The sequence below is a fragment of the Vibrio breoganii genome, assembly GCF_001677275.1.
Taxonomy (GTDB): domain Bacteria; phylum Pseudomonadota; class Gammaproteobacteria; order Enterobacterales; family Vibrionaceae; genus Vibrio; species Vibrio breoganii.
Window position 1 is genome coordinate 2,083,747 of sequence record NZ_CP016177.1, and the last position, 12,052, is coordinate 2,095,798.

Annotated in this window: 10 protein-coding genes; 2 read left to right on the plus strand and 8 right to left on the minus strand. The window is 46.6% G+C overall.

What is annotated here, in order from left to right; translation table 11 throughout:
- Positions 1 to 33: 33 nt before the first annotated feature.
- Positions 34 to 792, plus strand: coding sequence for a hydroxyacylglutathione hydrolase (gloB, locus tag A6E01_RS09615; protein WP_017029224.1), 759 nt, complete (start codon positions 34 to 36; stop codon positions 790 to 792).
- A 53-nt stretch (positions 793 to 845) separates the two neighbouring features.
- Complete coding sequence (locus A6E01_RS09620; protein ID WP_065210135.1) at positions 846 to 2,432, plus strand: LysM peptidoglycan-binding domain-containing protein; 1,587 nt, start codon at positions 846 to 848, stop codon at positions 2,430 to 2,432.
- On the opposite strand, the gene A6E01_RS09625 is transcribed toward A6E01_RS09620, so the two are convergent.
- The 8 genes from A6E01_RS09625 to lpxB form a co-directional block, all read right to left on the minus strand.
- Entirely contained in the window at positions 2,422 to 3,303 is an 882-nt protein-coding gene (locus tag A6E01_RS09625) for an endonuclease/exonuclease/phosphatase family protein (RefSeq protein WP_065210136.1), read from the minus strand. The genes A6E01_RS09620 and A6E01_RS09625 overlap by 11 nt on opposite strands.
- A 125-nt stretch (positions 3,304 to 3,428) precedes the next feature.
- Complete coding sequence (gene glnB / locus A6E01_RS09630) at positions 3,429 to 3,767, minus strand: nitrogen regulatory protein P-II (protein WP_065210137.1); 339 nt, start codon at positions 3,765 to 3,767, stop codon at positions 3,429 to 3,431.
- A 117-nt stretch (positions 3,768 to 3,884) separates the two neighbouring features.
- On the minus strand, positions 3,885 to 4,196 hold the full coding sequence (locus A6E01_RS09635) for a c-type cytochrome (protein ID WP_065210138.1): 312 nt from the start codon (positions 4,194 to 4,196) through the stop codon (positions 3,885 to 3,887).
- 12 nt (positions 4,197 to 4,208) lie between these two features.
- Entirely contained in the window at positions 4,209 to 5,534 is a 1,326-nt protein-coding gene (tilS, locus tag A6E01_RS09640) for a tRNA lysidine(34) synthetase TilS (protein WP_017029219.1), read from the minus strand.
- Between the two features lie 98 nt (positions 5,535 to 5,632).
- On the minus strand, positions 5,633 to 6,592 hold the full coding sequence (gene accA, locus A6E01_RS09645) for an acetyl-CoA carboxylase carboxyl transferase subunit alpha (protein ID WP_017029218.1): 960 nt from the start codon (positions 6,590 to 6,592) through the stop codon (positions 5,633 to 5,635).
- A gap of 46 nt (positions 6,593 to 6,638) precedes the next feature.
- A complete protein-coding gene (dnaE, locus tag A6E01_RS09650) occupies positions 6,639 to 10,118 on the minus strand; it encodes a DNA polymerase III subunit alpha (RefSeq protein WP_026012763.1) in 3,480 nt (1,159 codons plus the stop codon).
- 85 nt (positions 10,119 to 10,203) lie between these two features.
- On the minus strand, positions 10,204 to 10,821 hold the full coding sequence (gene rnhB / locus A6E01_RS09655) for a ribonuclease HII (protein WP_017029216.1): 618 nt from the start codon (positions 10,819 to 10,821) through the stop codon (positions 10,204 to 10,206).
- A 1-nt stretch (position 10,822) separates the two neighbouring features.
- Positions 10,823 to 11,965 carry a lipid-A-disaccharide synthase gene (lpxB, locus tag A6E01_RS09660; RefSeq protein ID WP_017029215.1) on the minus strand — a complete coding sequence of 381 codons (1,143 nt, stop codon included), beginning with the start codon at positions 11,963 to 11,965 and terminating at the stop codon, positions 10,823 to 10,825.
- Positions 11,966 to 12,052 lie beyond the last annotated feature (87 nt).

Below are 12,052 nucleotides of genomic sequence, written 5' to 3' on the forward strand. Positions count from 1 at the left end.
AGTCATCCGTACAGAAACAATAGGAATATCTTAATGTTAGTCGTAAAAAGCATACCCGCATTTAATGATAATTACATCTGGCTTATTCACAATAAGCAAGGTCAATGTGCGGTTGTTGATCCCGGTGATGCTACTCCAGTGCTGTCTTACCTAAAGGAACACCAATTGGAACTCACCACAATCTTAGTCACCCATCACCACGCTGACCATATTGGTGGAGTATCGGAGCTCAAGCGCGCCTATCCAGACACCATGATTGTAGGTCCTAAAAATGATGCTGTGGCAGGTCTGACGCACTCGGTTGATGCAGGACAGCAGCTAGACCTATTTGGCGAGCGTTTCTTAGTTCTGGGCTTACCTGGGCATACTCTAGGGCACATAGGTTACGTAGGGGATGGCAAACTTTTCTGTGGTGACGTGCTGTTCTCTGCCGGTTGCGGCCGCGTGTTTGAGGGAACGCCCGCTCAAATGTGGCAATCTCTACAAAAACTGGCTGCCCTCCCAGTAGAAACAGAGGTATACAGTGCTCATGAATACACCTCAAGCAACCTCTCATTTGCCATGGCGATTGAGCCAGGTAACCCGCAGTTACAAATTTACAGAGAAAAAGTAAATCAGCTTAGAGCTCACCAAAAACCAACATTACCGACTACTATTGAACAGGAAAAGTGGATTAACCCTTTTTTGAGGGTAGAAATCCCAGAGGTTGTCAATTCTGTGTCACATCGTACAGAAGATCTTAGCCCACAAGGCGTGTTTACCGCCCTACGTAAATGGAAAGATAGCTTCTAATTCAGTAAACTCGGACAAATTTTTATATTCAGCACCAAAGGAAAGGCTTTTTAATGAGATTGAAATACAGCTGGATACTGGCTCTGCTACTTGCAGGTTGTCAGGCTCCACAACAGCCCACGGATAAGGACGTCTCAGAGCTTCCTCCTACAACAGAAGAAAGCCAAGCTGAACAGACACAGCCCATCGATGGCTCTACGAACGCAGAAACGCTACCTGTAGAAGAAACAGAAAAAGCTTCGGAGCTCACCGCCCAACAACAAGACGATCTTTGGAAGCGTATTGGCATGCAATTAGAGCTGCCCGTTGCTGACGATAAGATGGTTGATTACTACCGCAACTGGTACATCAAACACCCAAGTCATTTAAGAACCGTCTCTAAAAGAGCCGAACCTTTTTTGTACCTGATCATCGAAAAGATTGAAGAACGAAACATGCCGCTAGAGCTGGCGCTACTGCCTGTTGTTGAAAGCTCTTACGATGCCTTCGCCTACTCTCATGGTAGCGCAGCGGGCCTATGGCAGTTCATTCCTGGCACAGGCAAGATGTATGGCCTAGAGCAAGACTATTGGTACGATGGTCGTCGCGATGTGGTTGCCTCAACCGATGCCGCTCTAAATTATCTGACCTATCTTAACGAAAGATTCGACGGCAACTGGAACCACGCAATTGCGTCGTACAACAGCGGCAGCGGCCGTGTTAGCAGCGCCATTCGCAAGAACCGAAGAGATGGTAAACCAACCGACTTTTTCTCACTGCAACTGCCAAAAGAAACTAGCGCTTATGTTCCTAAGCTGATGGCGATTGCCGATATTGTGGCAAACCAAGAAAAGTACGGCGTGAAGATCCCACCGATTGCCAACAAACCAGTATTGGTTGAAGTGGATCCCAAAGAGCAACTCGATCTCGGCATTGCCGCGCAATATGCCGGTATCCCCGTGAAGGAACTTCAGAGCTACAACCCAGCTTACAATCAATGGGCTACCGCTCCTGAAGGGCCACAAAAGCTGTTGATCCCAGCGGAACAGCAAGAGCAATTCTTAGCCAAGGTTGAAGAAAATCGTGGCAAGGGTGTCAAACTGGTTCGCTACAAAATTCAGCCAGGTGATAGCTTAGGTGTTATTGCACAAAAACATAACACCACCATAAAGGTCATTCAGAATGCCAACGGCATGTCTGACTCCAATATTAGGGCGGGACGTTACTTGTTGATTCCGACCTCTACCCAGTCAGACAGCACCTATGCCCTAAGTGCGGACAACCGTCTAAAACAGACCCAATCGCGCAACCGAGGCGACTACAAGGTCTCTCATACGGTGAAATCGGGCGAGAGTTTCTGGACCATAGCTAAAGAACATAATGTATCAGTACAATCATTGGCAAAGTGGAACGGTATGGCACCGAAAGACACGCTACGTATTGGTCAGAAGTTAGTGGTGTGGAAACAGGGTGAGCAAGGCGCTGTAATGCGCACCGTTTACTACAACGTCCGCAGTGGGGACAGCATTAGCACTATCGCCAGCCGATTTAAAGTGCGCTCTAGTGACGTGATCAAATGGAACAACCTGAATAAATCTGACTACCTGCAGCCCGGGCAAAAGCTCAAGCTGTATGTGGATGTCACTAAGGTTAGCGTTTAACCTCTGTAATAGAAAAACTCGCTAGCATTGGATTATGATCGGAGGCGTCACTAGTGGGCGCCTCCGCTTTTTTTAGGTCTAAGCCACGATAGTAGATATGATCTAACACATGTCCCCCCATAAACTCGGTTCGTTGGTCGGGCTCAAATTGTGCTTCTTTAAGATTTGCCGATAACATAATCTTCGTCAATTGCTCAAGCCTTGCATCGCTCCAGGTATTAAAATCCCCGCCCACAATGACAGGTCCATTGTGTTGCTCAAGCTTACTTGCCAATAGTTTTAGCTGCTTTGAGTACGCCTTAGTGCCAATAGTAAAGTTGATGCCGTGCAGATTGCCTACCGCAAGCACTTCCCCATTAGACAGTGGATAGGTGGCAAAGAGCGCTGACTTAGGGATTTGTATCCAAGGTTCTGCATCTAACTGTGCACAAGCACGAATAGGATAGACTTGAGTAATATTAAATACACCCGCGCTAACATCAAATGATTCAAAGGCTTTCACCTGCTGTCCCACCCAATCCAGTTGATATAACCAAGTCCTAAATTCATCAGTAAAGCTAACTTCTTGCAACAAACCCAGCTGCTTACCTTTGAGCAATTGGGTCAGTTCGGATTGCCAATCATCTTTATTTTGCTTGTAGATATTCCAAACCAACACATCGATGCGTCCATTATTATCAATAGCCTCACCACTTTGCTCAAATACAGAACATTGAAATGCACTTTCCGTTTCGGTATCGGTGATCCCATCCGCCATAATCAAATGCTCGGAATCAGGCAGGCTAATTGGAAATTCAATCGCGAGCACTGCTGTGGTCAACAGCACAGCGATAACAGGTGCAAGCAGCCACCTTTTAGAGGGTGAGGTCATAGTGTGAGATACCTAGCTAACAAGGTGTGAATGGTTGAGTTTTATAACCTTATACTAATTCTTATCTCATAGAAAAGAAAAGCCCCCGCACAATGGCGAGGGCTTGCAGTGATTTTTCAGCGCGATTAAATCGCGTCTTCGTCTTCTTCGCCTGTACGGATGCGAATAACACGCTCTACGTCGGTCACGAAGATTTTACCATCGCCAATCTTACCAGTTTGCGCGGTTTCAACGATTGTATCAATGCATTGCGCCGCAACGTCTTCTGATACAACAATTTCCAGCTTAACCTTAGGAAGAAAATCAACCATGTACTCAGCACCACGATAAAGCTCAGTGTGGCCCTTTTGACGACCGAAGCCTTTAACTTCAGAAACCGTCATCCCTGTAATTCCAACCTCAGCTAGCGCCTCACGCACATCATCAAGTTTAAAAGGTTTAATGATCGCATCAATCTTTTTCATTCCTACTCCCTAATTCGGTCAAGCCTATGACAAGTCCAAGTATTATCAACGATTTCTAGCAAATTACCATATAGGAATTGTGCATTCTTGAGCTTAAAAGAGTAAAAAGTGTTGCTATTATTTCATCGAAGAATAATAAGCCGCTAGATTCTCCATATCTTGATCACTGAGCATTGACGCTTGCGCCTGCATAACAGCTGCTAGACCACCATTGCGTTGCTTCGCCTTGTAGGACTTCAATGAGGTCACGATATATTTGGCATTTTGACCATTGAGATTAGGATAGCCGTCAATAACGGCCTTACCGTCAGCGCCATGACATGCAGCACAAATTTTCGCTTTCGCTTTACCTGCTTCAATATCAGCAGCCTGTGCTGTAACCCCTACCAACGACGTTAATAGAGCCGCAACAATGAGAGACTTCTTCATAATTACTCCTTGTTAATTATGTTTTTTCCAATAAAAACGGTGACTTGAGCCTGCGTATCCTCTGCATACGAATGAATCGCCGACCGCAACTACCTCTTCGTTATACATCAAAATAGGTGTCTGCGATCGTTTCCATGGCGGAATTTGATACTCCTGAAACAGTTTTTTTAGTTTTCGGCTCCCAGAGCGCTCATCTGGGTGAGCGGTTAAGCCTCCAGGATTAAACTGAATCCACACTTTTTCACCCTGCTCTGGTGCTCGCACAAGTAAGCCAATGTCACTATGGCTACTGACCTCTACAAGGCCTAACCCCTTGGGTAACTCCAAGGCTGTATCAATAACAATAGCGGATTGCCAGTACGACGCCTCTTTACTCTGCTCAACCAGAAATAGACTTTTTTGAAAGCGTCTTACGCTCACCTTGCCGATGATTAATTTAGGATTGGCGTCTTGTGACGCGTTAATGACCTCTCGGTAAATCAACCCTAGTTGTTTCTTGCCGGGCATGGGAAGACCAGATTGAGCAAACCAGCGTCTTAGCAAGCGATTACGTATGGCTTCTGACAGTTCACATAGGGACTCAGCATTCAGGCTATCATCAGCGTTGAGAACGCTTTGATACTGCTGCTCTAGAAGCTCATCCAATAGCTGTTCTTGTTCAAAACAGAGCTGCGCACTTCGCAATGCATTGGCTTGTATTTCTGGCCAGCGTCTTGATAAAGCGGGAATCACTTGGTGACGAAGAAAATTTCGATCAAACTGCGTGTCTTGGTTACTTTCATCTTCTACCCAATCAAGATTCTGTTGCTTGGCAAAGTCTTCAAGCGCTTCTCTCTTCAGTGATAAAAATGGGCGCACCAACACAGCCCCACCAAACGCAGATTTCACACCCATGGCTGCCAATCCCTTAGGACCACTACCACGCTTTAGTGCCAATAGCATGGTCTCTAACTGGTCATCAGCATGCTGAGCTGTAAGGAGTAAATCATTTTTGCTTAGGTGTTGAGACAATAGCGCATAGCGTGCTTCTCTCGCCTGGGCTTCAAGGCTCTGCTTACTGTGTATGTCTAGATTGGCAAACTCCGCATAAAAAGGGATTCTGGCCTCTTCACACCATGTTTTACATTGCTCCAGCCAATGATCAGCATTGTCACTTAATCCGTGATGAACATGGACCGCGCGCACCTCTAGCTGTGGATTCTGTAATTGATAATGAGACAAGCACGCCAGCATTACTCTAGAATCTAGGCCGCCACTTAGCGCAAGCACCAATCGGCTAGAATCCTCAATAAGACAGGCAGTTATCACATCTGAAAAGGTTTCAATAACAGACTTCACGGTGTTCCCTTAACGAGTAAAATCAAAACAAGCAGAATCAAAAAAGGTGAGCCAAGCTCACCTTTAACAATAAATCATTCGCAACCTAGTTGCCTAGATTAGCAGTAGCCGTAGCTCATTAGGCGGTCATAACGACGCTCTAAAAGCTCTTCGTTATTTTTGCCTTCCAGCTCTTTAAGCTGAGCAATCAGCGTGCTCTTCACGTTCTCTGCAGTATGCACAGGATCGCGATGCGCGCCACCTAGAGGCTCAGAAATGATTTCATCAATCAAGCCAAGCTCTTTCAAGCGAGGAGCAACTAGGCCCATAGCTTCAGCCGCTTGCGGGGCTTTATCTGAGTCACGCCATAAGATTGAAGCACAGCCTTCTGGAGAAATAACTGAGTACGTTGAGTATTCAAGCATGTTGACATAATCACCCACGCCGATAGCAAGAGCGCCACCTGAGCCCCCTTCGCCAACAACGTTACAGATAACAGGAACCGTTAGTCCTGCCATCACTTTAAGGTTAGTTGCGATGGCTTCAGATTGACCACGCTCTTCTGCACCCACACCTGGGTAAGCACCGGCAGTGTCGATAAAGGTAATGATTGGCATCTTAAAGCGTTCAGCCATTTCCATTAGGCGCAATGCCTTACGGTAGCCTTCCGGCTTAGGCATACCAAAGTTACGAATTACTTTCTCTTTGGTTTCACGACCTTTTTGATGACCGATGATCATTACAGGGCGACCATCTAGACGAGCCATACCACCAACGATAGCCTTATCATCAGCAAACGTACGGTCACCGCACAGTTCATCGAACTCAGTGAATACGTTCTCAATGTAGTCATACGTATAAGGGCGCTGTGGATGACGAGCTAGCTGAGCTACCTGCCATGCACCTAAGTCACCAAAGATCTTTTTCTTCAGCTCTAGGCTCTTCTTTTCAAGGGAAGCAATCTCCTTGTTCAGATCAACTCCCTCTTCTCCACCGTGTCGACTTACATCGCGCAGGGCTTCAATCTTTGCTTCTAGCTCTGCAATTGGCTTTTCAAACTCTAGAAAGTTCAAAGTCATCTAGCATTCCTTCATTCTTTTGAGCTGAAGACAGCGTGTTCTGTCATCAGTTAAATTCGAGTTCCACTTGGTCATTACCAAGCAACTGCTTTAAATCGTCTATCAGCGTATCGGTTGGCGTCACTCGCCATTCCACTCCCAAAGAGAGCTTAGCTCTTGCGTCGCTACGTTGATAATAAATATTGACTGGGATAGTACCAGCGCGATGCGGTTCCAACACTCGACTAAAGCGTTCAAAGAACTGGGCATCGATTTGAGACTCAGAGATCGAAATACTGAGTCCTGAGGCGTATTTTTCACGGGCATGGCCAAGATCCATAACCTCGCGCGCCGTCATTTTAAGGCCACCATTGAAATCATCAAAGCTGACCTGTCCAGAAACCACTACAATTCTATCTTTTTCTACCAATTCTGCATACTTTTCTAACACATCTGAGAAAAGCATCACCTCCATTCGGCCAGAACGGTCATCAAGAGAAAGAATACCGATACGTGTTCCTCGCTTAGTCGTCATCACTTTAGCCGCAATAACAAGACCTGCTAAGGTCACCGATTGGTCTCGTCTTGTAGGAGTCGCATTGTTCAATCGACAACTGGTGTATTTAGCCAGTTCACGAAGATACAGATTAATTGGGTGGCCCGTTAGGTACAAACCAAGGGTTTCGCGCTCCCCTTCTAACCATACTTTCTCTGGCCACTCAGGAACTTGAGCGTACGCCTGCTCTACATCTGAGTGAGTATCAGTTAATACGCCAAACATGTCGCTCTGACCAAAGGCCTCAGCCTGATGGTATTGGCCTGCGGCTTTCACTGCGGCATCCACCGAAGCCATCATAGCGGCTCTGTGCGGGCCTAAGCGGTCAAGTGCACCGGCTTGTATCAGCTTTTCAATAACGCGTTTATTACACTTTTTAAGATCGATGCGGGCACAAAAGTCGAACAGGTCTTTAAAGTGCCCATCTTTGTTTCGAGCTTCGATGATACTCTCAATAGGGCCTTCGCCCACGCCTTTGATAGCGCCTATACCATACACAATTGCGCCAGTATCATCGACATTGAAGCGATAAAGGCCTGAGTTCACATCTGGCGGAAGCAGTTTCAGCCCCATGCGAAGACATTCATCCACCAGTCCAACAACCTTTTCGGTGTTGTCCATATCAGCAGTCATTACCGCCGCCATGAATTCTGCTGGATAGTGGGTCTTCAGCCATAGAGTCTGATAAGAAACCAAAGCATAAGCCGCTGAGTGCGATTTGTTAAAACCGTAGCCTGCAAACTTTTCTACCAAGTCGAAGATCTTCATCGACAACTCGCCATCGACGCCGTTGTTCTCAGCGCCCTCTTTAAAGATGGAGCGTTGCTTTTCCATCTCCTCAGGCTTTTTCTTACCCATAGCACGGCGAAGCATATCGGCTCCACCTAGCGTATAGCCTGACAAGATCTGAGCGATCTGCATGACCTGCTCTTGATAGAGAATGATGCCGTAGGTTGGGTCTAGCGTCTCTTTTAGTGACTCATGTTGCCAAGTTTCATCAGGGTAAGAGATGGCCTCACGACCGTGCTTACGGTCGATAAAGTTATCTACCATACCCGATTGCAGCGGGCCTGGGCGGAACAGGGCTACCAATGCAATAATATCTTCGAAACAGTCCGGCTGAAGACGCTTGATAAGGTCTTTCATACCTCGGGATTCTAACTGGAATACTGCCGTAGTTTCGGAGTTCTGCAGTAGCCTAAACGAAGCCGGATCATCTAGTGGAATGGATTCGATGCGAATGGGTTGTTGGCCGCTTTTTTCCAAGCGAGGATTCACTAACCCCAAAGCCCAGTCGATGATGGTGAGCGTACGCAAGCCTAAGAAGTCAAATTTGACCAAGCCTGCAGTTTCTACATCGTTCTTATCAAACTGAGTAACAGGGAATTGTCCCTCGGCATCCGCGTAGATAGGTGCAAAATCGGTAATCGTAGTTGGAGAGATAACCACACCACCGGCGTGCTTACCGGCGTTACGTGTACAGCCCTCTAGGATGCGACACATATCGATAAGGTCTTTAACCTCTTCATCCGCTTCGTACAATTCACCCATCTGCGGCTCAGCATCAAATGCTTTCGCCAGAGTCATACCAGGATCTGGTGGTACTAGCTTGGAAATTCGGTCGACAAAGCCGTATGGGTGACCCAATACACGGCCTACATCGCGGATAACCGCTTTTGCCGCCATGGTACCAAAAGTAATGATCTGCGAAACCGCATCACGCCCATAGAGCTCCGCTACGTGGTCAATAACCTGATCACGCTTATCCATGCAGAAGTCGATATCGAAATCGGGCATAGAGACACGCTCAGGGTTCAAGAATCGCTCAAACAGCAGGTCATATTCTAGCGGGTCAAGGTCGGTGATCTTGAGTGCGTAAGCCACCAGTGAGCCAGCACCTGAACCACGTCCTGGGCCCACCGGAATGTCGTTATCCTTAGACCACTGGATAAACTCCATTACGATCAAGAAATAACCAGGGAAGCCCATCTGGTTGACAACTTCAAGCTCAATCTGCAAGCGCTCATCATATTCCGGACGCTTTTGTTGCCTAATAGCAGGATCAGGGAATAGAAACTCTAGACGCTCTTCAAGGCCTTCTTGGGATTTGTGTACCAAGAAGTCTTCAATGGTCAAATCACCCGTTGGGAAGTTCGGAAGGAAATACTCTCCAAGGCGCACGGTAACATTACAGCGCTTAGCGATCTCGACACTGTTCTGCAACGCTTCTGGGATATCAGAGAAGAGCTCACACATCTCTTCTTCAGTACGCAGGTATTGCTGAGCACTGTAATTTTTAGGGCGACGAGGGTCTTCTAGGGTGTAACCGTCATGGATAGCGACACGTATTTCATGGGCATCAAACTGGTCTTGGTTAACAAAGACCACTTCATTGGTTGCCACGACAGGCAACTGAGTTTGCTCGGCACATTCAAGCGCAAAGTGGAGATAGCTCTCCTCATCAACGCGACCTGTTCGCGTCAATTCTAGATAAAATCGATCTGGAAAATGTTGCTGATAAAACCCAACGCATTGTGCAGCAAGGTCATGATTGCCTTTGAGCAAGGCTTTACCTACTTCGCCACTCTTACCACCAGAAAGGACGATTAAGCCTTCATTTAGCTCAGCAAGCCACGCTTTATCAATGACGGGCTGATGCTGAACGTGTCCTCTAAGGTAAGCCTTTGAGATCAACAGGGTCAGGTTTTTATAGCCTTGATTGTTGGCAGCAAGAACCGTTAGACGAGTCAGTTCATCACCAAACTCGTCCGATTGCATTGTGAAGTCAGCACCAATAATGGGCTTAACACCAGAGCCGTGAGCGGTGTTATAGAATTTCACCAAACCACAAAGGTTAGTGAAATCGGTAAGCGCCATTGCTGGCATGCCTATCTCAGCTACCTTTTTTACCAAAGGTGGCACTTTAGACAAGCCATCCACCATGGAATAGTCGCTGTGGACGCGTAAATGTATAAACCTAGGCTCTGTCATAATTACTCTGTTGTTCCGTTAGTCCATTAATCTCTATTTTGGAGAAGGAATTCAAATTTTAGGATTAAGTTGTTTCGAGTTGGGATTATTCTAAGCCCAGCGCTCGTTTAACGGGTTTAAAACTCTTTCTATGCTCTGCAATCACGCCATGTTGTTCGATGGCTTCAAAGTGCGCCTTGGTTGGGTAGCCTTTGTGTTTTGCAAAACCAAATTCTGGGTGCTTTTTATCAAGCTCGATCATTTCTTCATCGCGCACCACCTTAGCAATGATAGAGGCGGCACTAATCTCAGCAACCCTTAAGTCACCCTTAACTACCGCTAATCCAGGCATAGTTAAGTCGGGCACTCGATTGCCATCAATTAAGGCGAAATCAGGCTGTACTGAAAGCCCTTCAATGGCTCTGGTCATTGCTAACATAGTCGCATGCAGAATATTAAGCTGGTCTATTTCTTCTGGAGAGCAGCGACCCACAGACCAGGCTAATGCTTTTTCTTTTATCTCAGGAAATAGCGCTTGTCGTTTCTTCTCTGATAATGCCTTTGAATCGGTTAACCCTTCAATGGGGTTGTCGGGGTCTAAAATCACCGCAGCAGTAACCACATCACCCACTAATGGACCACGTCCAACTTCATCCACGCCAGCAAATAAGGTATACCCTAGCGGGTATTCAAATGGGGGGAATTCTACTTTTGCTTTAACCATATTACTTGCCTATCAAATTCAATACTGCGTTGGCTGCCTGCTTGTCGGCATCACGCTTGATCCAAGAGTGCATCTCTGTGAATTTCTCTGTCATGTAAGACGTATCGCCATCGATAATGTTTTGCATCGCTTCGAAGATATTCTGCGGATTACATTCTTCCATGATCAACTCTTTCAGCAACTCTTCATCAGCAAGGAGATTAGGCAAGCTGTAGTATTTATTGAGCATCATACGCTTGGCGATAAAGCCACTGAGCTTATTGACTTTATAGGCGGTGACCATTGGTCGATTGACCAACATGCCCTCAAGTACAGCGGTACCACAAGCGAGCAGGATATAGTCAGCGGCGGCCATAATATTGCGCGCTGAATTCTCTTCTATAATTTGAAAGTCGAGCTCAGGCGCCGTTTGTTGCCAAGCCTCTTCAAATTGCGCTCGTCTTGCTGGGTTCACAGCAGAAACAATAAATCCGATATCAGGGTACTTCTCTTGCAACAATCTACAGCCGCCAATGAAGTCTTCAGCCATCAGCTTAATCTCACCACGACGACTGCCTGGTAATACCGCTATCCAGCGCTTGTCTTGCTCTAAACCAAAACGCTCGCGAGCCTCTGCTTTACTCGAATGTAAAGGAATGGCGTCGGCAAGTGTATGCCCAACAAACTCACAAGCGACGTTGTATTTATCGTAGAAGGCCTTCTCAAAGGGTAAGAATGCTAAGACTAGGTCTGTCGCTGCATCAATCTTGAAGATACGCTTTGGTCGCCATGCCCATACCGATGGGCTGACGTAATGCACGGTTTTAAGACCGGCATTTTTTAGCTCGAGTTCAAGACGCAAATTAAAATCAGGGGCGTCGATGCCGATAAAGACATCCGGTTGCCACTCTTTAAAGAACTTAGCCACTTCTTTCTTAATGTGCAGAATGCGACGTAATCGACCTAACACCTCAACCAAGCCCATGACTGAGAGCTCTTCCATATCAAACAGAGAACGACAACCCAAGGCTTGCATCTTAGGCCCAGCAATACCGACAAATTCTGCATCAGGGTAGCGTTGCTGGATCCCTTTAATAAGACCCTCGCCAAGAGTGTCTCCAGACAATTCTCCGACAACAACACCGATACGTAATGGTCGACTCATACTTGGCTCTCCTGAGGTATTTCCTGAAATATACAAACAAAAAGACCGCCCATTACAGCGATCTTTTAGAGGGTCAACTAATCACTG